Consider the following 21,586-nt stretch of genomic DNA (forward strand, 5'->3'; position numbering starts at 1 on the left):
GATCAGGATGTGGTACGACGTGCGGTCCTCCTCCTCGCGGTGACCCTGCTCGCGGCGTGCACGTCCGGCACGCCGTCGCCCGGCGGGACGGCGCCGGGCGAGAAGACCCCCGGGCACCCGCCGCAGACCGGTGCCCTGCCCGGCATCTCCGGCGTGCCGCCGCCCGCCGCTGGCCGCAGCCCCGTGCCGTCGACCGGCTGGGAGGTCACCGTCTACTACACCGCCGTCGCCACGCTGCACGGCGGCGCGTCGCAGCAGGTCACCGGCTGCCCGACGATCGACTGCCGGAAGGGCCGCGACCAGCGGGACCTCGGCACGTTCCCGGCGTCGTTCGTCAAGGCCGTCAAGGACGAGGGGACGGGGCGGACCGCCGACGGGCAGTACCTCAACTGGTCCTACGACACCGGGTACTGGATGGACACCGCGCCGCGCGACACCGCCGGCCGCCCCCTGGTCCCGTGGGTGTCCGCCGCTGCCGACGGTGACGTGCTGCCCGCCGGCACCCGCTTCAGCGTCCTGCGGTGCGGCACCGCCGAGGTCACCGCCGCCGTCTGCGCCCGGCTCAAGGCGCCGACCTGGACGATCGTCGACGAGTTCACCCCCGGCCTGGGCGGCTCGAAGCACGTCGACGTCTATATCGGCGAGGAGACCGGCCCCGGATTCACCGACTCGGACCTGTACACGACCCTCGAGGGCGCCACCCTGTCCGTGCTGCGGGCATGATGAAAGGCGTGAGGGTCATCGTCTTCGGCGCCACCGGCATGGTCGGCAAGGGTGTGCTGCGCGAGTGCCTGCTCGCCGACGACGTCACCGAGGTCCTCGTCGTCGGCCGGGCCTCGACCGGGCAGCGGCACCCGAAGCTGCGCGAGGTCACGCACACCGACTTCACCGACTTCACCGGCGTCGGCCTCGCCGGCTACGACGCGTGCTTCTTCTGCCTCGGCGTCAGCTCCGTCGGCATGTCACCGGAGCTGTACCGGCGGATCACGTTCGACTACACCCTCGCCGCCGCGCGGGCCGTGTCACCGGGCAGCACGTTCGTCTACGTGTCCGGGGCCGGCACCGGCACCACCCGCCGCGCCCGGTGGGCCCAGGTGAAGGGCGCCACCGAGGACGCGCTGCTCGGCATGGACCTGCGGGCCTACATGTTCCGGCCCGGGTTCATCCAGCCGAGGCACGGCGCGGTGTCGAAGGTCCGGCTGTTCCGCGTGCTGTACACCCTGCTGCGCCCGGTCACCGCCCCGCTGGTCCGCTTCGCGCCCGGCATCGCCACCACCACCGAGCAGATCGGCCTGGCGATGCTGCGGGTCGCCCGGGAGGGCGCGCCGAAACGGATCCTGGAGTCCCGCGACATCGCCGCCCTCTGAACCTCCACTTCGGGAACCCCTACTTCGGCACCTGCCAGCGCTGGTTGCCGGAGTTGTCGCAGTCCCACTGGCGGACCGCCGCACCCGGGGCGGGGCTGCCGGAGTCGACGCCGATGCAGCGGCCGCTGTTGAGGCTGACGAACCGGAAACCGTCGCCGTCGCGCTGCAGCCGCCACTGCTGGTTGGCCCCGCCGTGGCAGTCCCACTGCACGATCTGGGCGCCGTTGTCCTTCGACGCGCCGTTGACGTCCAGGCAGCGGTTGTCCTTCGTGTTGACGAACCGGTACACGTTCTGGGCGCCGGACACCGACTGCGGCATCCACACCTGCGTCGGGTTGTTGTCGCACGGCATCTGGGTGGCCTCGCCGCCGTTGCCCTCAGCGGCCTGCAGGCACAGCCCGGAGTGCGAGGCGCGCAGCAGCGTCGGCTTCGCCGGCAGCAGCCCCTGCGGCGGGGTCGGTGACGGCGCCGCGCTCGACGGCGGCGGCGCGGCGCTGGAGGCGGCCTGCGACGGGGCCGGCCCGGCCGGCGCCGCAGTCTGCTGCTCGGCGAGGCTCGGGCCGCCCTTGCCGCCCCCGCCACCCTGGAATGCGAAGATCAGACCGGCGACGACCGCGACCACCAGGAACCCGAACGCGCCGAACAGCAGCGGATCCTGGGTGATGCGCGGCCATGCACCACCGGGGGCACCACGCGGTGCGCCAGGCGGTGCGCCGGGCGGCGTCGGGCGGGGTCCGCCGTACACGGTCATGGCCGCACAGCATAGATCAGCCGTTCGGGCGGCCGTTGCCGACCAGCAGGCAACACTGTGTCAATCTGCCAGCGGAGGAGTTCACACTGTGCTGCCTTCGCGGGTCGTTGCGGGGCCATAGACTGCCGCTTGTACACGCAGCGTCACGGTCGCTGGTGGAGAGGGGTCACGAAACGTGAAGGTCGCAGTTCCGCGCGAGGTCAAGAACCACGAGTACCGGGTGGCGATCACCCCCGCCGGAGTCCACGAGCTCGCCGCGAACGGGCACGAGGTCTTCATCGAGGCCGGCGCCGGCGAGGGCTCGTCGATCACGGACCAGGAGTACCGCGAGGCGGGTGCGCAGATCCTGCCGACCGCCGACGACACCTGGGCCGCCGGCGACCTGGTCCTGAAGGTCAAGGAGCCGATCGCCGAGGAGTACCACCGCATGCGGGCCGGGCAGGTCCTGTTCACCTACCTGCACCTGGCCGCGTCGAAGGCGTGCACCGACGCGCTCGTCGAGCGCAAGGTCACCGGCATCGCGTACGAGACCGTGGAGCTCCCCGACCGTTCCCTGCCGCTGCTCGCCCCCATGTCGGAGGTCGCCGGGCGGCTCGCCCCGCAGGTCGGCGCGTACCACCTGATGCGGGCCGGCGGCGGGCGCGGCGTGCTGCTCGGCGGCGTGTCCGGCGTCTATGCCGCGAAGGTCGTCGTCATCGGCGCCGGCGTCTCCGGCCTCAACGCCGCCGCGATCGCGCTCGGCATGCAGGCCGAGGTGCTGCTGCTGGACAAGAACATCTCCCGGCTGCGCGGCGCCGACGCGATCTACCAGGGGCACCTGCAGACCGTCGCGTCCAACAGCTACGAGATCGAGCGTGCCGTGCTCGACGCCGACCTCGTCATCGGCGCGGTCCTCGTGCCCGGCGCGAAGGCCCCGAAGCTCATCACCAACGACCTGGTGAAGCGGATGAAGCCCGGCAGCGTCCTCGTCGACATCTCCATCGACCAGGGTGGCTGCTTCGAGGACTCCCGCCCCACCACGCACGCCGAGCCGACCTACAAGGTCCACGACTCGATCTTCTACTGCGTGGCGAACATGCCCGGCGCGGTGCCGCACACCAGCACGTACGCCCTCACCAACGTGACCCTGCCCTACGCGCTGGAGCTGGCGAACCGGGGCTGGCGCGAAGCGCTGCGCCGCGACCCGGCGCTCGCGCTCGGCCTCAACACCCACGACGGGCACGTGACCTACGGGCCGGTCGCCGACGCGCACGGCATGAGCCACCTGCCGCTGGCGGACGTGCTGGCCTAGCGACGGTGCACCTCGACCCGGCGGACACCGCCGTGGCCCCCGACCGGGCCACGGCGGCCGCCGGCGTGCCGGCGCCGGCCGTTTCGGGGGCGTCCGCGTCGGTCGCTTCGGAGCCGTCGCCTGCCGCTTCGAGGTCGGCGCTTGCCGCTTCGCCGTCGCCTGCCGTTTCGGGGTCGGCGCTTGCCGCTTCGCCGTCGCCTGCCGTTTCGGGGTCGGCGCCTGCCGCTTCGCCGGGGGCCGCAGCGTCGGCCGCGGCCTGTGCCGCGGTGCTGCGCAAGGCCGTCGACGTGTACCTGGACCACCTGACCGTCGAGCGGGCGCTCGCCGAGAACACCCTGGCGTCGTACCGGCGCGACCTCGACCGCTACGTGGACTGGCTCGCGGCCGGCGGCATCGGCGACCTCGCCGACGTCGGCCCGCGCGACATCGCGGGGCACGTCGCGGCGCTGCGGGCCGGCGACGAGGAGCACCCGGCGCTGTCGGCGTCCTCGGCGGCACGGGCCGCCAGCGCGGTGCGGGGGCTGCACCGGTTCCTGCTCCTGGAAGGGCTCGCCCCGACCGACCCGTCGCGGGACGTGAAACCGCCGTCGCTGCCGAAACGGCTGCCCAAGGCCCTCGACGTCGACCAGGTGTCGCGGCTGCTCGCCACCGCCGCCGACGCCGGGCCGCTCGGCCTGCGCGACCAGGCGCTGCTGGAGTTCCTGTACGGCACCGGCGCCCGCATCTCCGAGGCCGTCGGCATCGCCGTGGACGACCTCGACCTCACCGGCACGCACGGCATGGTGCTGCTGCGCGGCAAGGGCGGCAAGACCCGCCTGGTGCCGATGGGCAGCTACGCGCGCACCGCGATGGACGTGTACCTGGTCCGCGCCCGCCCGACCCTCGTCGCCAACGGCACCGGCGTGCCGACGGTGTTCCTCAACGCCCGCGGCGGCGCGCTGTCGCGGCAGAGCGCGTGGACGATCCTGCGCAAGGCGGCCGTCCGGGCCGGGCTGCCCGTCGACGGTCCGCACGGCGTGTCACCGCACACGCTGCGGCACTCCTTCGCCACGCACCTGCTCGACGGCGGCGCCGACATCCGGGTCGTGCAGGAGCTGCTCGGGCACGCCTCCGTGACCACGACCCAGGTGTACACCCTGGTCACCGTCGACAAGCTGCGCGAGGTGTACGCGACGGCTCACCCGCGGGCGCGCTGAACCGCTCACCGGCGGGCGCGCTGCAGCAGGATCCGCGCCACGTTGGCCGGGCGGCGGAAGGTCCGCACCGGCACGGTGCCGGCGAACACGCCGAGGAACTGCTCGGTGCCGCCGACGTCGAAGCGGACCCGGTCGGTGGCCGGGGTGCCGGCGGCCAGCAGCCGGCCGAGCAGGCCCCAGCGGCACAGGCGGTCGATCCCCGCCGGCTGCACCTGATGGGTCGACAGGGTGTCGCTGGGGAACCGGGCCCGGTCGACCACCAGGACCTTCAGCCCGCGCCGGGCCAGCAGCATGGCGGTCGCGGCGCCGGCCGGTCGCGCGCCGACCACGATGACGTCGTACACCCGTCAATGCCAACACGTGTTGACTGGAGTGTCAACGGCCGTTGGCCTACGGTTGTGGGCATGAACGAGTCGCAGCCGCCGCGACGCTCCGACACCACCCGCGCCGAGATCCTGCGGGCCGCGCGGGCCAGGTTCGCCGCCGGCGGCTACCAGCGCGCCACGATCCGCGCCATCGCCGCCGACGCCGGCATCGACCCCTCCATGGTCATGCGGTACTACGGCAACAAGGCCCAGCTGTTCGCCGCCGCCGTCGACGCCGACCTGCGCCTGCCGGACGTGGACGGCATCCCCCGCGACCGGCTCGGCGAGACCCTCGTCGCCCACTTCATCCAGCGCTGGGAGGGCGACCCGACCGACGACGCGTTGCTGACCCTGCTGCGCTCCGCCGCCACCGACGAGGACGCCGCCGAGCGGCTGCGCGGCGTGTTCCGCGAGCAGGTCGCCCCGGTCGCCCTGCGGGTCAGCGCCGACCCCGCCGAGGCCGCGCTGCGGGCCGGCCTGGTCGCCACCCAGATGCTCGGCCTCGCCCTGTGCCGCCACATCCTGCGGCTGCCCCCGGTCGCCGGCGCCACCCCTGAGACGCTTGTCGTCCAGGTGGGGGCGACGCTGCAGCGGTACCTCACCGGACCCTTGTGAGGCGTGTTACCGTAGGCGCATGCGTTTCTGAGCCCATTGACGCCGCGCGTGCCGCCGCACCCCTGACCCAGGGTCTGCCAGCGGCCCCCGTTGTGGGTTTTCGCTGACTCCCGCTTCGCACCGTGCGGCTGACGCCTGTCCATGTCCCGTTCCCGCGGGGTCGTCCGCACGCCACCGCGCGGAACCGTTCACGTCGCACGAGCCGCCGGCGCCGGCAACGTCCGAGCCCTCCGGCCCGCGCATCTGCCCGCACTGTCCGGTCCGAGCACGTCGCTCGCGCTGTCCGGTCCGAGCACCTCGCCCGCGTAAGTCATCCGCGAAGGAGACGCCATGCCTGCCGCTACCGCAGACAACCACCCCGACGACACCGAGGCCACCGAGCCCGCCCAGACCGCCGCCCAGGGCGCCGAACCCGAGGCCGAGGGGCCCCCGCGGAACCCGCTCGAGGCGATCCGCCGGGCCCAGGCCAACCGGTCCCTGCCCCCGGGCGTGCAGCAGCACGGCGGCGGCAAGGGCGCCGGCGGCAAGGGCGCCAAGGCCAAAACGCCCCGCATGTACAACCGGCACAAGTGACCCACCCCCGCGGGGCGCCTTCACGAGGCAGGCGCCCCGCGGCTTTCGCCGTGCCGCTCGACGGCGTCGGCTGATGCCACTGGGTGTCATCGGGCGCCCGCGCGGTGACCTGCCGGCCGCCCCACGGCGTTGCGGGCGTTGTGTGCCGCGATCAGGAATCCCTCGCGGCGAGGCGGGGGATCCGCGGTGCCCCGGACGCCACCGGCTGAGGACGCCACCGGCGGCGGATGCTACCGGCGGCGGGAGCCGTCCAGCGAGGTTCGCTTCCGGGCGTGCCGCCGCGCGCCGCATCTGCATCTGCAGCCGCCGCCATCGGCCGTTGTCGCGTGCTCGCCGGCCCGGCCCCCGAGGCGGACGGCCCGCGCTGACCGTGACCGGCGCGCCCCGCCGGCCGTGAACCGGCACGTGCCCGTCGGCTGTAACCGGCCCGAGCCCGCCGTGACCGGCGCGTGCCCGTCGGCTGTGGCCGGCCCGAGCCCGCCGTGACCCGCGCGTCCCCGCCGGCTGTGGCCGGCCCGAGCCCGCCGTGACCCGCGCGTCCCCGCCGGCTGTCACCGTTCCCGCTGACCGTGACCGGCCTGCGCGGGGCGGAGCAACCCGCCGTCCCGATCGAAGCGTCCGAGCGGCCGGCAGGGGCGGCCGCTCGCCCGGCGACGCACCGAGCAGCGGCGCCGGGGAAAGCGGCCGCGGCGGTCAGTACGTGAAGTGCTCCGTCGCCGCCGGCCAGGTGGACGGGTCCTCGGGATCGTCCACGGTCATCGACTTGAGCAGCTGGGACAGCTCCGCCGTGCTCAGCGGGCGCTCGCCGGAGCTCTCCACCTGCAGGAAGAACTGCTCGTCGGGCAGGAGCAGGGCGCAGGCGGTGGCGCCCGGCCGGCAGGACGCCTTGGCGATGGCGGCGCTCGTCTCGGGGTCGGAGACGCCCAGGGTGAGCACGATCGACTGGTGGGCGTCGAGGTCGGGCGGGGCGGTCAACGGCAGGGCCAGCGGTTTCAGGGCGAGCCGCACCACCGACAGGTTCGTCCGGTCGTAGGACGACGTGCGGGTGCTGACGGCGATCAGCCGGTACCCCTTCGGGACGTCCTTCAGGTGGATGGCGGCGGGGAAGGCGCGGGGCTCGGCGGGGGGCATGTCCTCGGCGAGGGCGATGAGCTCGGCGCGGGTCGGCACGGTGTCCGGGGTGGACCAGTAGATGACCGCCCACGAGTCGGGCAGGTACTGCCAGGCGAGCGTCGGCACGGTCGGCGGCAGGCAGCAGGCGAACTTGCCGCCGCCGAGGGGGGTCGCCGGGGCCGACGGGTTGCCGTCGAGGTACAGCAGGGCGGTCCGGCCGGCGACCTGGAGCTTCTCGGCCTTGGCGAACGCGCGTGTGTCGAAGGCACCGGCGCTGTACACGACGAGGCGGCCCTCGCTGGGCGCCGCCTCGCCGCGGCCGCCCGGCTGGCCGCTGGGAGCGGTGGTGTCCGCGGCCATCGAGGAGGCCGAGACGGACGGCGTGGCGGCGTTGAGGTCGATGCCGGCCTGCTGGTAGCCGGTGGTGACGAGGTCGGGGTCGCCGACGACGTACCGGCCTGAGGTGTATCCGGAGAAGTTCGTCTGGAAGGCGCCGGCCGCGGTGAACTCGGCCGTGCGGGCCGGGGACTGGCTCACGACGGCGAGGCCGGGGTTGCCGTTGGGGTTGACGATCGGGGTGACGGCGGGCGGGGCGAGCAGCACGACCGCGGCGGTCGCGCCGGCGATCACCGCGGCGACCCCGCCGGCGACCGAGGAGAGCAGGATGGTGCGGCGGCGACGGCGGGCGAGCCGGCGGCCGGCGGAGGTGATGTCGTCAATACTGAGTCGCGGTGGCGGCGCGTCGTCCCTGGCCGCCGCCAGCAGACTGTGCAGGTCGTGCTCCATGCCCTTCCCTCCTGTCCGCCATCTCGTGAGCGCCGGTCTGCGGCCGTGCGTGCCGGCCCGGTTCAGCACCGGGCCCTGGGGTGAGCTTGGATCCGGGACCTGGGACGCCCTGGTCGTCGTCGTCGCGCGGCTCCGCGCCGAGCAGCGCGCGGAGGGCGGTGAGCCCGCGGGCGGTCTGGCTCTTGACGGTGCCCGGCTGCCGGCCGAGCACCTCGGCGGTCTCCTCAACGCTCAGCCCCTCGTAGTACCGCAGGACCAGCACGGCGCGCTGGCCGGGGGCCATCCGGGCGAGTGCGGCGCGGATCCGGATCCGCTCGTCGACCTGGTCGGCGTGGTCCGGGCCGGGCAGCTCGGGCAGGCTGTAGCCCGCCGAGCGCTCCCTGCGCCGCCACGGCCGGCGGCTCTCGTCGACCAGCGCGTGCACGACCGCCCGCCGCACGTAGGCCAGGGGTGTGTCGACGCGGTGCCAGTGCACGTAGAGCTTCGCCAGGGACGAGGCCACGGCGTCCTCGGCCGTGTGCCAGTCCCCGCACGTCAGGTAGGCGAGCGAACGCAGTCCGTCGAACCGTGCGGCGACGAACTCCCGGAACTGCGCTTCGTCGTCTTCGTTCACCCGTTCGGGCTCCCTTCGTCGCGGGGTAGACGGGGCCCCGGCACGAAAGGGTTGCACGCGGGTGTGACAAAAACTCACCCGCGTCGCGGGATGTGCCCGACCGGCTACGCGGGCGGGACCGAGGCGTCGACAGGCGGGGTCGGGCCGCCGGTGGTCGGCTCGGGCGGCGCGGTCGTCACCGGCGGGGGCGGCTCGCTCGTCGCGGGCGGCGGCGCGGCGGTGGTCGTCTCGGTGCTGGGCGACGCGGACGCGGACGCGCTTTCCGACGGTGCTGCCGAGGTACGGGTGGCGCCTTCGCCACCCGGTGCCGGGCCGGACGTGACGACGGCGGTGGACGGCGAGGCGCCCGGCCCGCCAGGAGGCTCGTTGCGGCCGTTGTCGCCGGTCAGCGCGAGGATCGCGAGCACCAGGCCACCGGCCACCGCGAGCAGGGCCGTCCCGATCGCGACGGGGATCCAGGCCGGCCGGCCCCGCCGGCTGCCGGTGCCGTCCGGGGGCACGGGGACCGCCGCGCGCGGCGTGGTCACGGAACGTCGCGGTGTCGCCACCGGTACCGTGGCCGCATCCTGCAACGTCGGGTCCTGGGCGGCGCGGGCGGCGGCGGCGAGCGCGGCGGCCGTCGGGAAGCGGTCCTGCGGATCCTTGGCCATGGCCCGCTCGACCAGTGCCCGGACGCTGCCCGGCAGCTCGGGCGGCAGCGGTGGCGGCTCGTCCTGCAGGTGCTTGATCGCGATCTCGAGCGGCGAGTTGCCGGTGAACGGCGGGGCGCCCGTCAGGCAGTGGTACGCGACCGCGCCGAGGGCGTAGATGTCGGTCGCCGGCGAGATCGGCTTGCCCGACGCCTGCTCGGGCGACATGTACAGCGCGGTGCCGATCACAGCGTTGACCTTCGTGACGGACGTCACATTGGACGAGCGGGCCACGCCGAAATCGACGAGCGTCACCGCCCCATCGTTGCTGACCAGCAGATTGTTGGGCTTCACGTCGCGGTGGATGATGCCGTTGCTGTGCGCGGCGTGCAGCGCATCGGCGGCCTGGGCCACGATCGCCATGGTGTCGGCCACCGGCAGCCCGCCCTCGCGGATGATCCGCTCGCCCAGCGGCCGGCCCTCCACGAACGCCATGACCAGGAACATCGTGCCCTCGGGGCTCTCGCCGTAGTCGTAGACGCCGACCACGCCGGGGTGCCCGATGGACGCCATGATCCGCGCCTCGGCCCGGAACCGGCTGCCGAACTCGGCGTCGCGGGTCAGGCCCGGCAGCAGCACCTTCACGGCGACCGTGCGGTTGAGCGTCTGGTCGGTGGCGCGGAAGACCTGCCCCATGCCGCCGCTGGCGACGAACTCATCGAGGCGGTACCTGTCGCCGAGCACGTCCCCTGGTCCCAACACGACGATGACCGTACCCAACGAAGGCATCCGCGACACGCCGGGCGTGCAGAGTGGGGTATGTACCCTGCAGTGACGTACAGTCGGGCAACGGCCGTCCCGCTTCCCCAGATCGCCGACGACGAATCGGCCCCGGGTGGAGATGAGCCGCCGGGAGGGGCGAAGAGTTTCGATGACAGGCATGGGCGACCAGGCGGAGTCGTGGACGACCACGATGCGCGCCGAGCAGGCATCGCTTGACCTCGGCGCGGAGCTCGGGCCGGCGGATCCGACGGCCTACACGATGCGCAAGCCGATCCCCGAGCCGATGCCGATGGACCGGCACGGCCCGGCGCGGATCATCGCGATGGCCAACCAGAAGGGCGGCGTGGGCAAGACCACGTCGACCATCAACCTGGGCGCGGCCCTCGCCGAGTACGGGCGGCGGGTCCTGCTCGTCGACTTCGACCCGCAGGGTGCCCTGTCGGTCGGCCTCGGCGTCAACCCGCACAACCTCGACCTGACGATCTACAACATCCTGATGGACTCCGACGTGACCGTCGAAGACATCCGGATCAAGACCGACATCGCGGGCCTGCACCTGCTGCCGGCCAACATCGACCTGTCGGCCGCGGAGATCCAGCTGGTCACCGAGGTCGCCCGCGAGATGGCCCTGGCCCGGGTGCTGCGCCCCGTGCTCAAGGAGTACGACTACATCCTGATCGACTGCCAGCCCTCGCTGGGCCTGCTGGCGATCAACGCGCTCACCGTCGCGCACGGCGTCATGATCCCGCTGGAATGTGAGTTCTTCTCACTTCGTGGTGTGGCGCTGCTGCTCGACACGATCGACAAGGTCCGCGAGCGGCTCAACTTCGACCTGGAGCTCGAGGGCATCCTCGCCACCATGTACGACAGCCGCACCACCCACTGCCGCCAGGTGCTGCAGCGGGTCGTGGAGGCGTTCGGCGACAAGGTGTACCAGACCGTGATCACCAAGACCGTGAAGTTCCCGGAGTCGACGGTCGCCGGCGCGCCGATCACCACCCTCGACCCGTCGTCGTCCGGCGCCCGCAACTACCGGCAGTTGGCCCGCGAGGTCATCGCCCAGCAGGCCGAGCGGCGCCTGTAGCGGCAATCCGGTCCTTCTGCGCTACGGTCTTCCGGTGACCGACCCCGCCACCGTGGACGCCGCGTCGGCGCCCGCCACCGCGGATGCCGTCCCGGCGCCTGCCGCCGACCCCGCCACGCCGTCACCCGGCGCAGCGCCGGTGCCGGGTGTCCCCGACGCCGCGCCGGTGGGCTTCCAGGTGAAGCTGGCCAACTTCACCGGCCCGTTCGACCTGCTGCTGCAGCTCATCGGCAAGCACAAACTGGACGTGACCGAGGTCGCGCTGCACACGGTCACCGACGACTTCATCGCGTACATCCGCGCCATGGGCGACGACTGGGACCTCGACGAAGCATCGGAGTTCCTGGTCGTCGCCGCCACCCTGCTCGACCTGAAGGCGGCCCGGCTGCTGCCGTCGGCCACCGTGGAGAACGAGGAGGACCTGGCCCTGCTCGAGGCCCGCGACCTGCTCTTCGCGCGGCTGCTGCAGTACAAGGCGTTCAAGGAGGCCGCCGCGTACATCGCCGGCCTCGAAGCGGTCGGCTCGCGCCGCTACCCCCGCTCCGTGTCCCTCGAGCCGCAGTACGCCGAGGCTCTGCCCGACCTGGTCCTCGGCGTCGGCCCGGCCCGGCTGCTGAAGCTGGCGCTGAAGGCGTTCACCCCGAAGGCCGGCCCGCCGGTCGTGTCGATCGCCCACATCCACATGGTCCGCGTCAGCGTCCGCGAACACGCCAACATCGTCCGTGACCGGCTCATCGAGCAGCGCGAGGCCACGTTCAGCGCGCTGTGCATCGACTGCGAGTCGACCTTGGAGGTCGTCGCCCGCTTCCTGGCCCTGCTGGAGCTGTACCGGGAGGACCTGGTCTCCTTCGAGCAGGTCCAGGCGCTCGGCGAGCTGCTCGTGCGGTGGACGGGGCCGGACGACGCGACGGCCGCCGTGATCGAGGTCGAGGAGTACGAGGGCATGCCCGCCCCGCCGCCGGACCCCGCGGCGGCACCGGCCCCGGCGCCCTCGCCGGACGCCGCGGACCAGGATGAGGACGAGTCGGACGTACGCGAGCAGAATGGTCAGGACAGCGAGGTGGACCAGTGAGCCAGGACGACCAGTCGAGGTCGCTCGCCGACCAGGCGGCGAACTGGGTCCCGCCCTGGGCTCGCCCCCAGCCACCGGCCGAGCCGGTCGCGGAGCCCGAGCCAGCCGCGGAGCCGGAGCCGGTCGCGGAGCCGGTCGCGGAGCCCGAGCCCGAGCCGGCCGCTGAGGTTGAGCCGGTCGCCGAGGCCCAGCCCGAGGCGGAGCCCGAGCCGGTCGCGGAGCCCGAGCCCGAGCCGGTCGCCGAGGCCCAACCTGAGGCGGAGCCCGAGCCGGTCGCGGAGCCTGAGCCCGAGCCGGTCGCCGAGCCCGTGGTGGAAGCTGTGCCCGGGTCGGTCGCGGAAGCCGAGCCGGTCGCGGAAGCCGGGTCGGTCGCGGAAGCCGAGCCGGTCGCGGTAGCCGAGCTGGTTGCGGAAGCCGAGGCTGTGACGGAGATCGGGCCCGAGGCGGACTCCGACGCCGAGCCCGCGGCAGAAGGCGAGCCCGAGCCCGAAGCGCAGCCCGAGCCCGCGGCCGAGGCGCCGGTGGAGGAGCCCGCGGCCGGTGACGAGGCGCTGTTCGACGTGCCCGCGCAGGCCGTGGCCCCCGCCGCCGAGACCGCGCCCGCCGAGCCGCCCGCCCCGGTCATGTCCGACGCGGAGCTGCGCGGCGCCGTCGAGGCGATCCTGCTCATCGTCGACGAGCCGGCCACCGAGATCAGCCTCGCCCAGGTGCTCGACCAGCCCGTCGACCGCATCCGCGCGGTCCTGGAGGACATCGCCCGGCAGTACACGGCGCTCGGGCTCGGGTTCGACCTGCGCCGGGTCGCCGGCGGGTGGCGGCTGTACACGAGGGCGGAGTACGCGTCGTACGTGGAGAAGTTCGTCCTCGACGGCCAGCAGATCCGGCTCACGCAGGCGGCCCTGGAGACACTCGCCGTGGTCGCCTACAAGCAGCCCGTGACCAGATCGCGCATCTCGGCCATCCGCGGTGTCAACTGCGACGGCGTGGTCCGTACGCTGGTGACGCGGGGTCTGATCGAGGAGACCGGCAGCGAGCCCGAAAGCGGGGCATTCCTGTACCGGACGACGTCGCTGTTCCTGGAGAAACTCGGCCTGGACAGCGTGGACCAGCTGCCGCCGCTCGCCCCGTTCCTTCCCGACGACATTGATGAGATCGCCGATGCCCAGCGTTGACCCGTCCACCCATTCCGGCGACCGGTTCGAGGACCCGCCGCTGACCTTCGAGGGCTCCGCGTTCGACGCGCCGCCGGACGCGGTCGCGCCCCGGCACGAGGAGCGGCTGCAGAAGATCCTGGCCGCGGCCGGGCTCGGGTCGCGGCGCACCTGCGAGCGGATGATCGACGAGGGCCGCGTCACGGTCAACGGCAAGGAGGCGACCCTCGGCGACAAGGCCGACGCGACCCGCGACGTCATCCACGTCGACGGTTCGCGCCTGGTCACCGACACCCGGCTGGTGTACCTCGCGCTGAACAAGCCGCGCGGGGTGGTGTCCACGATGGACGACGAGAAGGGCCGCGAGGCGCTCGCCGACTACGTGCCCAACCTCACCACCCGGGTCTTCCACGTCGGCCGGCTCGACCTGGACAGCGAGGGCCTGCTGCTGCTCATGAACGACGGCGGGCTCGCGCACAAGCTCATGCATCCCTCGTACGAGGTGGCCAAGACCTACCAGGTGGAGATCGCCGGGCCGGTGCCCCGGGCGATGGGCCGCGAGCTGAAGGCCGGCGTCCAGCTCGACGACGGGCCGGCGAAGGTCGACTCGTTCCGGGTCGTCGACGCGTACGGCAAGGTCGCGCTCGTCGAGGTGGTCCTGCACGAGGGGCGTAACCACATCGTGCGGCGGATGTTCGACGCGGTCGGGTTCCCGGTGCAGCGGCTGATCCGTACGCAGATCGGCCCGATCCGGCTCGGCGATCTCCGCCCGGGCAGGACGCGACACCTGTCCCAGGCGGAGATCGGCGCGTTGTTCAAGGCCGTGGGGGAGTAGCCCGGGCCTCAGGTGGAGCGGCGCATCGCCCGGATGCCGACGGTCAGCCCGACGACCGCCGTCGCGCCCGCGGCGATCGCCCCCCACAGGACGGCGCGGTCGCTGACCGTACCGGCGAACAGCAGACGTTCCGCGGTGACCATGTGGGCGAGCGGGTTGAAGTGCGACAGTGCCCGCATCCAGCCCGGCCCGGTCTCCAGGGGCAGCAGCATCCCGGACAGGATCATGAGCGGGAACAGCAGCGTCTGGTGGACCACCCAGAACATCCAGTCGTTGCGGCGTACGGCGACCGCGAGCGCGTAGCTGAGTGAGCCGAGGCCGACGCCGAAGACGGTGAGCAGCGCGAGGCCGAGCAGCGCGCCGGTGAGGTGCAGGTCGAAGCCGAACGGCAGCATGACCAGCACGATGACGACCGCCTGCCCGGCGAGCGGCACCATCTCCTTCAGGGCGCGGCCGACGAGCAGCGCGTGCCGGGCGAGCGGCGTGACGAGCATCCGCTCGTGGGCGCCGGTGAGGAACTCGCCGAGCAGGTTCGCGCCGACCGTGGACGTGCCGAACAGCGTGGTCATCACGAGGATCGCGGGGACGAACCACTGCCACACGTCGCCGCCGAGGCCGCCCTGCTGCCCGCGCAGGGAGCCGGCGAGCAGCGGCCCGAACAGGGCGAGGAAGACCAGCGGCTGGATCATCCCGAAGATCAGCGAGAACGGCGAGCGCAGCAGCGGCCGCAGCTCGCGGGCCGCGACGATGCCGACGTCGCGCATTGCCAAGGTGCTCATGACGTCACCTCCGCTGCGCTCCGGCGCCGCCCTGAGCTGAAACTGAGCCCATGATGAGCGGCTCCTCCGCTGCGCTGCTGGCCACTCATGAGTTCTCCCGGAGGTTGCGGCCGGTCAGGGACAGGAAGACGTCGTCGAGCGTGGGTCGTTGGATTTCAGCGGTACGCACACCGCCCGGGACGGCGGCGATCAGCTCTGGCAGCGCGGCCGGCCCGTCGTTGACGCGCAGCTCCAGCACGCCGGATTTTTCGGACATGTCGCGGGCGCCGGCCAGTGCCGCCGCGGCCTTCGCGATGAGCGGCAGGTCGCCGGTGAGGACGAGCCGGTCACCGGCGAGCTTGGCCTTGAGCGCGGCGGCGGTGTCGTCGGCGATCACCTCGCCGTGGTCGACGACCACGACCCGCTCGGCCATGGTGTCGGCCTCGTCGAGGTAGTGCGTGGTGAGCACGATCGTCATCCGGTGCTCCTCGCGCATGCGCAGGATGTGCTGCCACAGGTTCGCCCGGTTCTGCGGGTCGAGACCGGTGGACGGCTCGTCGAGGAACAGCAGCCGCGGCGCGTGCACCAGGCCGATCGCCACGTCGAGGCGGCGCCGCTGGCCGCCGGACAGGTCGGAGACCTTCCGGTCGCGCAGCTCGGTGAGATCGAGGGCCTCGAGCAGCTCGCCGGTGCGCCGGGCCGCGGCCGCCCGGTCCAGGCCGTAGATGCGGCCCTGGGTGCGCAGCTCGTCACCGACGCGGTGGATGTGCCCCGCGCCGTTGCCCTGCCCGACGTACCCGATCTGCCGCCGGACCTGCGCGGACTGCGCCGTCACGTCGTGCCCGGCGACCGTGGCCGTGCCGCTGGTCGGGGCGATCAGGGTGGTGAGCATCCGCAGCGTGGTGGTCTTGCCGGCGCCGTTGGGGCCGAGGACGGCGACGAGCTCACCGGGGCCGATGTCCAAGCTGATGCCGCGCACCGCGTGCACCGTTGTGCCGCGGTTGACGACGAAGTCCTTCGTCAGTGCCCTGGTCTGAATCATGCCGGTGACATTGCCAGCAGATGCGGACAGCCTCTGTCCTGAACGTCGGGCGATACTGGGGAACATGTTGGAGACCTCGGCCCGCCTCCTCGCCCTGCTGTCCCTGCTGCAGGCGCGCCGCGACTGGCCCGGCCAGACCCTCGCCGACCGGCTCGAGGTGAGCCCGCGCACGGTGCGGCGCGACGTCGACCGGCTCCGCGAGCTCGGGTACCCGGTGCAGGCCACCCGTGGCCCGGACGGCGGGTACCGGCTCGACGCCGGCTCGGAGCTTCCGCCGCTGCTGTTCGACGACGACCAGGCGGTCGCGGTCGCTGTGGCGCTGCAGACGGCGACCATGTCGGTCGAGGGGGTCGAGGAGGCGGCGCTGCGCGCCCTGGCGACGGTGCGGCAGGTGATGCCGGCCCGGCTGCGGCAGCGGGTCGACGCGCTGCAGGTGACCAGGGTGGCGAAGGCCGGCTGGCAGCCGTCCAGGGTCGACACCACGGTGCTGCTGGCGATCGGCCAGGCGGTGCGGGCGCGGGAGGTGCTGCGCTTCGACTACGCCGGCGTGCGGGAGATCGCGGCGGGGCAGGCCGGCGACCGGCGCCGGGTCGAGCCGCACCACGTCGTGACCTGGGGCGGCCGCTGGTACCTCATCGGCTACGACCTCGACCGGGCGGACTGGCGCACGTACCGGGTGGACCGGATGACGCTGCGCACGCCGAACGGCCCCAGGTTCACGCCGCGGCCGCTGCCGGCGGCGGACGTGGCCGCGTTCGTGGCGGAGCGGTTCGAGGGTCACGACCCCCTGCCGTGCCGCGGCGAGGCGATCCTGCACGCGCCCGCGGCGGCGATCACGGAGTGGACCAGGGGACAGGCGATCGTGGAGGACGTCGGGCCGGACCGGTGCCGGGTCAGCGCCGGGTCGTGGTCGTGGACCGGGCTGGCCGCGTGGTTCGGGATGTTCGACGTGGAGGTCGAGCTGATCGGGCCGCCGGAACTGCGGCAGGCGACCGCGGCCCTCGCCGGGCGGTTCGCGCGGGCGGCGGCGGGCTGACCCGCCGCCGGCCGCTCGTGTCGTGGCCGGCCCCGGCGCGCCTGCCGGGGCCGGTCACGTCCGGGCGGGTCAGGCCTTGCGGACCGTCTCCAGGGCCTTCGCCCAGCGCACCGTCTGGTCGAGCACGACGCCCAGCGTGCTCTCGTGCTGCGGGCCCGGCTTGAACGACGAGAAGTTCTCGAAGTCGGTGAACAGCGACAGCGCCACCTGCGCGCGCACGTCCGCCACCTGGAGCTCGCCCATGATCAGGCGCAGGTGCTCGACCGCGCGGGTACCGCCGGCCGAGCCGTAGCTGACGAAGCCCGCGGCCTTGTTGTTCCACTCCGCGTACACGAAGTCGATCGCGTTCTTCAGCGCGCCGCTGGTGGAGTGGTTGTACTCCGGCGTCACGAACACGAAGCCGTCCAGCTCCGCGACCTTCGCGGCCCACTGCCTCGTGTGCTCGTTGGCGTACCGCCCCTGCGACGCCGGGATGGCCTCATCCAGGTGCGGCAGGGCGTAGTCGAGCAGGTCCACGAGCTCGTACTCCGCGTCGGAGCGGCGGCTCGCGATGTCGTAGACCCACTTGGCGACGGCTTCACCGTTCCGGCCGGGGCGGGTGCTGCCGAGGATGATTCCGATCTTGGTCATCGCGCAACCTTCTCATCGTCATGGGTGACGTGTCACCGACACGATAGCGCGGCTCTACGGTGACGCGTCACCCACGGACGTAGGATGCCCATGTGACGGATCCCGGTTGGCTCGATGAGCGCGAGCAGCGTGCGTGGCGCGGCTTCCTCGCCGTCAACGCCGCCGTCCGGAGCCGTATCGCCCGCCAGCTCCAGCAGGAGACGGGCCTGTCCAGCGCGGACTACGCGGTGCTGGTGAGCCTGTCGGAGGCGCCCGGCGGCCGGCTGCGGGTGTTTCAGCTGCGCGTCGCCGCCGACTGGGAGAAGACCCGGCTGACCCACCAGATCACCCGCATGGCCAGCCGGGGCCTGGTGGCCCGGGAGCCCTGCCCCGACGACCCCCGCGGCGCGTTCGTCAGGCTCACCGAGGCCGGCTGGGAGGCGATCACCGCCGCCGCCCCGCTGCACGTCGCGCACGTGCGGCGCTGGTTCTTCGACGCGCTCGGACCCGGACACGTCGACACGCTGATCGACCTCAACGACACCGTCCTGCGGCACCTGCGCGAGGCGGACCGCACCGACGGTGCGGCTTGTCCACCCTGCGATGTGCCACCCTCCTGCGACGACGTCCTCCCGTGAGGTAGGGCCATTGGCCGGTCAAGTACTGTCGAACAGCAGGGATCGTCAGGGTGAAGGAGTCGGCGTGTCAGGACAGCGCGGCCAGCTGGTGGTTGCCGTCGACGGGCCGTCCGGCTCCGGCAAGTCCACGATCTCGCGCCGGGTGGCGCAGGCGCTCGACGCCCGTTACCTGGACACCGGCGCCATGTACCGGGCCGTGACCTGGGCCGTCCTGCGCAACAACGTCGACCTGACCGACGCGGAGAAGATCCACGCGGTCGCGGCCGGCGTCACGCTCGCCATCGGCACCGACCCCGCCGCGCCGCACATCAGCGTCGACGGTGAAGGCGTCGACCGGGAGATCCGCGGCGCGGAGGTCACCCAGGCCGTGTCCGCCGTGTCCGCCGTCCCCGCGGTGCGGGCGCTGCTCGTGGCGCTGCAGCGGGACATCATCGCCGGCGCGCCGCGCATCGTGGTCGAGGGCCGCGACATCGGCACCGTCGTCGCCCCCGACGCCGACCTCAAGGTCTACCTCACCGCCTCCGCGGACGAGCGGGCCCGGCGCCGGAGCACCGAGAACGCCGCCAACCAGGCCGCGACCGCAGCCGACCTGGCCCGGCGTGACAAACTTGACTCGACGCGCGCCGCGGATCCGCTTCGCCAAGCCGACGACGCGGTCGTGCTCGACACCACCACGCTCGGCATCGACGAGGTGGTCGAGCGCCTCCAGCGGATGCTGGACAAGGTCACCGCATAGGCGAACGCCGGCCCCCCGGCCGTGAACAAAGGATCCCCGTGAGCGCTGAGGCATCCACAGGTGCCGAGGTCGGCGTCGACGTTGTCGATGACGTCGAGCTGAGTGTGCCGATCGTCGCCGTCGTCGGCCGGCCCAACGTCGGCAAGTCAACCCTCGTCAACCGGATCCTGGGCCGCCGGCAGGCGGTCGTCGAGGACGTCGCCGGCGTCACCCGCGACCGGGTCGCCTATGACGCCGAGTGGACCGGGCGGCACTTCACCGTCGTGGACACCGGCGGCTGGCTGCCCGACGCCAAGGAACGCGCCAAGGCCATCGCCACCCAGGCGGAGATCGCCACCCAGACCGCCGACGTGGTCCTGTTCGTGGTCGACGCCACGATCCCGCCGACCGCCGACGACGAGGCCGCCGTGCGGATGCTGCGCCGCAGCGGCCGGCCCGTGATCCTCGTCGCCAACAAGGTCGACAACGCCCGCATCGAGAGCGAGATCTCCAGCCTCTGGGGGCTCGGCCTCGGCGAGCCGTTCCCGGTCTCCGCCCTGCACGGGCGCGGCGCCGGCGACCTGCTCGACAAGATCCTCGCCGCGCTGCCCGCCGCGAGGCCCGCCGTGCCACGCGAGGCCGGCCCGCGCCGCATCGCGCTCGTCGGCCGGCCCAACGTCGGCAAGTCCAGCCTGCTCAACAAGCTGGCCAAGGAGGAGCGGGCGGTCGTCGACTCCGTCGCCGGCACCACCGTCGACCCCGTCGACAGCCTCGTCGACTTCGGCGGCCAGACCTGGCACATGGTCGACACCGCCGGGCTGCGCAAGCGCGTCGCCCACGCCAGCGGCACCGAGTACTACGCCTCCCTGCGCACCAACGCGGCGATCGAGGCGTCCGAGGTCGCGATCGTCCTGCTCGACGCGAGCGAACCCATCTCCGAGCAGGACCAGCGGATCATCACCATGGTGATCGAGTCCGGCCGCGCCCTCGTCATCGCCTTCAACAAGTGGGACCTCGTCGACGAGGACCGCCGCCACCAGCTCGGCAAGGAGATCGAGCGCGAGCTGCGCCGCGTGCCGTGGGCGATCAAGGTCAACGTGTCCGCGCTCACCGGCCGGGCCGTCGACAAGCTCGCCCCCGCGCTCAACACCGCCCTGGAGAACTGGGAGCGTCGCGTACCGACGGGCCAGCTGAACCAGTGGCTGACCGCGCTCGTGCAGCAGACCCCGCACCCGGTCCGCGGCGGGCGCGCCCCACGCGTGCTGTTCGCCACCCAGGCCGGGGTGTCACCGCCGAAGTTCGTGCTCTTCACCACGGGCGCGCTCGACCCCGGCTACGTCCGGTTCGTGGAGCGCAAGCTGCGCGAGGAGTTCGACTTCCTCGGCACCCCCATCCACATCACCGTGAAGCCCCGCAAGAAGAACAGCCCCCGCGGGAAGAAGTAGCCCGCTGCGGGGCGTCCGGGGCTTCGTGCGGCTTGGGCGTGGGGCGGCGCGGCAGCAGCGCCTCGGCGGCCACGGCCACGACGACGAGCACGGCGAAGACGGTCAGCCCCATGCCCGCGAGTTCGACCGGTGCGCGCCCCGGATGAGGCGCGCACCTCGGCCGCACCTGGGTTGCAGCCGCCGTCTCCTCAGCCGCACCCTGTGTTCTCGGCCGCACCTAGGCTGCTGCCGTCTCCTCGGTCGTACCCGCCGTGATCTGGTCCCGGGCCGCCGCCGCGCTGCCCAGGACGTCGATCTCGAGCCCCTTCGCCAGCCACGACGCGCCGAAGCACAACACCGCCACGGTCTCGCCGATGATGAGGCTGTACGCATCGGGCCAGCCGAACACCTTGGCCAGCGCGATGTACGCCACCGCACCGGCGATCCCGGCCGAGCACGCGTAGTGGAACGACCGCCAGAACCGCGGACTGAACCGCGCCCGGTGCCCGTCCCGGCGCTGCGACCTGGCCCCCTCCCGGCGGCCGAAGAAGTAGCTGATCACGCCGAGGCTCAGGATGAACGTCGCGGCACACACGTAGTGCACCTGCTCGACGAGGCCCTCGCCGAGCTTGTCCTGCAGCGGCGACAGCGGTACCGTGCCTGCGCCGGGCCGCCCGGTCGCGAACAGTGCCACCCCCACCGCCGCGACACCCGCGACGACGCTGAGCGTGTTCTCCAGGTTCCGCTCGAAGAACTTGTAGAAGATCAGGAAGAACGCGGTGACGCAGAGGCAGCTGACGAAGATGTCACGCATGCCGGAGTAGTAGTACGCGCTGAGCGACCCCCTGGGTTTCCCGCCCTCGAACAGGAACCCGTCGCCGAGCAGGAGGGTCAGCGGCAGCAGTACCCCCATGACGCCGATCAGGGTGCGCATGAGCAGGAACGAGCGCAGGTAGAGGATCCGGGACTTCAGGTTCTCGTCGGCCTGGTCCTGGCTGGAGTCGGGACGCTGCGGAGCGTCCACCGGTGGGGTGAGGTATCCCATGGTGCCCTCCAAGTGGTGTCACCTAGAGAGAGCACGCTGTGACGCCTCTGATACGTCACGCCGCGTGAGCGCCCGTGACGGGTGCGGGACGATAT

Annotated in this window: 22 protein-coding genes and 1 pseudogene; 14 read left to right on the forward strand and 9 right to left on the reverse strand. The window is 72.9% G+C overall.

Annotated features, from left to right (window positions below; all coding sequences use genetic code 11):
• Positions 1 to 9 precede the first annotated feature (9 nt).
• Both AB0H83_RS43100 and AB0H83_RS43105 read left to right on the forward strand, forming a co-directional pair.
• Complete coding sequence (locus AB0H83_RS43100) at positions 10 to 723, forward strand: hypothetical protein (RefSeq protein ID WP_360106669.1); 714 nt, start codon at positions 10 to 12, stop codon at positions 721 to 723.
• Between the two features lie 8 nt (positions 724 to 731).
• Complete coding sequence (locus AB0H83_RS43105; protein WP_360106672.1) at positions 732 to 1,367, forward strand: epimerase; 636 nt, start codon at positions 732 to 734, stop codon at positions 1,365 to 1,367.
• 19 nt (positions 1,368 to 1,386) lie between these two features.
• On the opposite strand, the gene AB0H83_RS43110 is transcribed toward AB0H83_RS43105, so the two are convergent.
• Complete coding sequence (locus AB0H83_RS43110; RefSeq protein WP_360106675.1) at positions 1,387 to 2,118, reverse strand: RICIN domain-containing protein; 732 nt, start codon at positions 2,116 to 2,118, stop codon at positions 1,387 to 1,389.
• A gap of 175 nt (positions 2,119 to 2,293) precedes the next feature.
• Here AB0H83_RS43110 and ald point away from each other — a divergent pair, with 175 nt between their 5' ends.
• Both ald and AB0H83_RS43120 read left to right on the forward strand, forming a co-directional pair.
• Positions 2,294 to 3,409 (forward strand): alanine dehydrogenase, encoded by a 1,116-nt coding sequence (ald, locus tag AB0H83_RS43115; RefSeq protein ID WP_360106678.1) that lies wholly within the window; start codon positions 2,294 to 2,296, stop codon positions 3,407 to 3,409.
• Positions 3,410 to 3,675: 266 nt separating this feature from the next.
• Positions 3,676 to 4,605 carry a site-specific tyrosine recombinase XerD gene (locus AB0H83_RS43120; protein WP_360106681.1) on the forward strand — a complete coding sequence of 310 codons (930 nt, stop codon included), beginning with the start codon at positions 3,676 to 3,678 and terminating at the stop codon, positions 4,603 to 4,605.
• Between the two features lie 137 nt (positions 4,606 to 4,742).
• Here the strand turns inward: AB0H83_RS43120 and AB0H83_RS43125 are convergent.
• Positions 4,743 to 4,949 (reverse strand): annotated as a pseudogene (locus tag AB0H83_RS43125) (FAD-dependent oxidoreductase); the annotation flags it as partial.
• A gap of 60 nt (positions 4,950 to 5,009) precedes the next feature.
• Between AB0H83_RS43125 and AB0H83_RS43130 the strand changes: the two are divergent.
• Both AB0H83_RS43130 and AB0H83_RS43135 read left to right on the forward strand, forming a co-directional pair.
• Positions 5,010 to 5,585: a TetR family transcriptional regulator gene (locus tag AB0H83_RS43130; RefSeq protein WP_360106684.1), complete on the forward strand. Its 576-nt coding sequence runs from the start codon at positions 5,010 to 5,012 to the stop codon at positions 5,583 to 5,585.
• 330 nt (positions 5,586 to 5,915) lie between these two features.
• Entirely contained in the window at positions 5,916 to 6,158 is a 243-nt protein-coding gene (locus AB0H83_RS43135; protein ID WP_360106687.1) for a hypothetical protein, read from the forward strand.
• Positions 6,159 to 6,851: 693 nt separating this feature from the next.
• On the opposite strand, the gene AB0H83_RS43140 is transcribed toward AB0H83_RS43135, so the two are convergent.
• The 3 genes from AB0H83_RS43140 to AB0H83_RS43150 all read right to left on the reverse strand — a co-directional run bounded on the left by AB0H83_RS43140 (position 6,852) and on the right by AB0H83_RS43150 (position 10,061).
• Positions 6,852 to 8,057: a hypothetical protein gene (locus AB0H83_RS43140; RefSeq protein ID WP_360106690.1), complete on the reverse strand. Its 1,206-nt coding sequence runs from the start codon at positions 8,055 to 8,057 to the stop codon at positions 6,852 to 6,854.
• Positions 7,987 to 8,670 (reverse strand): SigE family RNA polymerase sigma factor, encoded by a 684-nt coding sequence (locus AB0H83_RS43145; protein ID WP_360106693.1) that lies wholly within the window; start codon positions 8,668 to 8,670, stop codon positions 7,987 to 7,989. The genes AB0H83_RS43140 and AB0H83_RS43145 overlap by 71 nt, the downstream gene beginning before the upstream one ends.
• 104 nt (positions 8,671 to 8,774) lie before the next feature.
• Positions 8,775 to 10,061 carry a serine/threonine-protein kinase gene (locus tag AB0H83_RS43150; protein ID WP_360106695.1) on the reverse strand — a complete coding sequence of 429 codons (1,287 nt, stop codon included), beginning with the start codon at positions 10,059 to 10,061 and terminating at the stop codon, positions 8,775 to 8,777.
• A gap of 169 nt (positions 10,062 to 10,230) precedes the next feature.
• Between AB0H83_RS43150 and AB0H83_RS43155 the strand changes: the two genes are divergently transcribed.
• The 4 genes from AB0H83_RS43155 (at position 10,231) to AB0H83_RS43170 (ending at position 14,224) form a co-directional block, all read left to right on the forward strand.
• The gene (locus AB0H83_RS43155; RefSeq protein WP_033359452.1) at positions 10,231 to 11,166 is read left to right on the forward strand and encodes a ParA family protein; all 936 of its coding nucleotides are present in this window, start codon (positions 10,231 to 10,233) and stop codon (positions 11,164 to 11,166) included.
• 139 nt (positions 11,167 to 11,305) lie between these two features.
• Positions 11,306 to 12,238 carry a ScpA family protein gene (locus tag AB0H83_RS43160; protein ID WP_360106738.1) on the forward strand — a complete coding sequence of 311 codons (933 nt, stop codon included), beginning with the start codon at positions 11,306 to 11,308 and terminating at the stop codon, positions 12,236 to 12,238.
• Positions 12,235 to 13,410 (forward strand): SMC-Scp complex subunit ScpB, encoded by a 1,176-nt coding sequence (scpB, locus tag AB0H83_RS43165; RefSeq protein WP_360106699.1) that lies wholly within the window; start codon positions 12,235 to 12,237, stop codon positions 13,408 to 13,410. The genes AB0H83_RS43160 and scpB overlap by 4 nt, the downstream gene beginning before the upstream one ends.
• On the forward strand, positions 13,397 to 14,224 hold the full coding sequence (locus AB0H83_RS43170; RefSeq protein WP_360106702.1) for a pseudouridine synthase: 828 nt from the start codon (positions 13,397 to 13,399) through the stop codon (positions 14,222 to 14,224). The genes scpB and AB0H83_RS43170 overlap by 14 nt, the downstream gene beginning before the upstream one ends.
• A gap of 8 nt (positions 14,225 to 14,232) precedes the next feature.
• Here AB0H83_RS43170 and AB0H83_RS43175 read toward each other — a convergent pair whose 3' ends face one another.
• Positions 14,233 to 15,003 carry an ABC transporter permease gene (locus AB0H83_RS43175; RefSeq protein ID WP_360106705.1) on the reverse strand — a complete coding sequence of 257 codons (771 nt, stop codon included), beginning with the start codon at positions 15,001 to 15,003 and terminating at the stop codon, positions 14,233 to 14,235.
• A gap of 85 nt (positions 15,004 to 15,088) precedes the next feature.
• Positions 15,089 to 16,024 (reverse strand): ATP-binding cassette domain-containing protein, encoded by a 936-nt coding sequence (locus tag AB0H83_RS43180; RefSeq protein WP_360106708.1) that lies wholly within the window; start codon positions 16,022 to 16,024, stop codon positions 15,089 to 15,091.
• Between the two features lie 64 nt (positions 16,025 to 16,088).
• Here AB0H83_RS43180 and AB0H83_RS43185 point away from each other — a divergent pair, with 64 nt between their 5' ends.
• Positions 16,089 to 17,060 carry a WYL domain-containing protein gene (locus AB0H83_RS43185; protein ID WP_360106711.1) on the forward strand — a complete coding sequence of 324 codons (972 nt, stop codon included), beginning with the start codon at positions 16,089 to 16,091 and terminating at the stop codon, positions 17,058 to 17,060.
• Between the two features lie 69 nt (positions 17,061 to 17,129).
• Here AB0H83_RS43185 and AB0H83_RS43190 read toward each other — a convergent pair whose 3' ends face one another.
• Positions 17,130 to 17,690: an NAD(P)H-dependent oxidoreductase gene (locus AB0H83_RS43190; protein WP_360106714.1), complete on the reverse strand. Its 561-nt coding sequence runs from the start codon at positions 17,688 to 17,690 to the stop codon at positions 17,130 to 17,132.
• 92 nt (positions 17,691 to 17,782) lie between these two features.
• On the opposite strand from AB0H83_RS43190, the gene AB0H83_RS43195 reads away from it, so the two are divergent.
• The 3 genes from AB0H83_RS43195 to der all read left to right on the forward strand — a co-directional run bounded on the left by AB0H83_RS43195 (position 17,783) and on the right by der (position 20,467).
• Positions 17,783 to 18,307, forward strand: a complete 525-nt coding sequence (locus AB0H83_RS43195) for a MarR family winged helix-turn-helix transcriptional regulator (RefSeq protein ID WP_360106717.1) — start codon at positions 17,783 to 17,785, stop codon at positions 18,305 to 18,307.
• Positions 18,308 to 18,371: 64 nt separating this feature from the next.
• Positions 18,372 to 19,043, forward strand: a complete 672-nt coding sequence (gene cmk, locus AB0H83_RS43200; protein WP_360106720.1) for a (d)CMP kinase — start codon at positions 18,372 to 18,374, stop codon at positions 19,041 to 19,043.
• A 98-nt stretch (positions 19,044 to 19,141) separates the two neighbouring features.
• Entirely contained in the window at positions 19,142 to 20,467 is a 1,326-nt protein-coding gene (der, locus tag AB0H83_RS43205; RefSeq protein ID WP_360106741.1) for a ribosome biogenesis GTPase Der, read from the forward strand.
• A gap of 217 nt (positions 20,468 to 20,684) precedes the next feature.
• On the opposite strand, the gene AB0H83_RS43210 is transcribed toward der, so the two are convergent.
• Positions 20,685 to 21,491: a hypothetical protein gene (locus AB0H83_RS43210; RefSeq protein ID WP_360106723.1), complete on the reverse strand. Its 807-nt coding sequence runs from the start codon at positions 21,489 to 21,491 to the stop codon at positions 20,685 to 20,687.
• Positions 21,492 to 21,586 lie beyond the last annotated feature (95 nt).

It is taken from the genome of Dactylosporangium sp. NPDC050688 (genome assembly GCF_040654515.1).
Taxonomy (GTDB): domain Bacteria; phylum Actinomycetota; class Actinomycetes; order Mycobacteriales; family Micromonosporaceae; genus Dactylosporangium.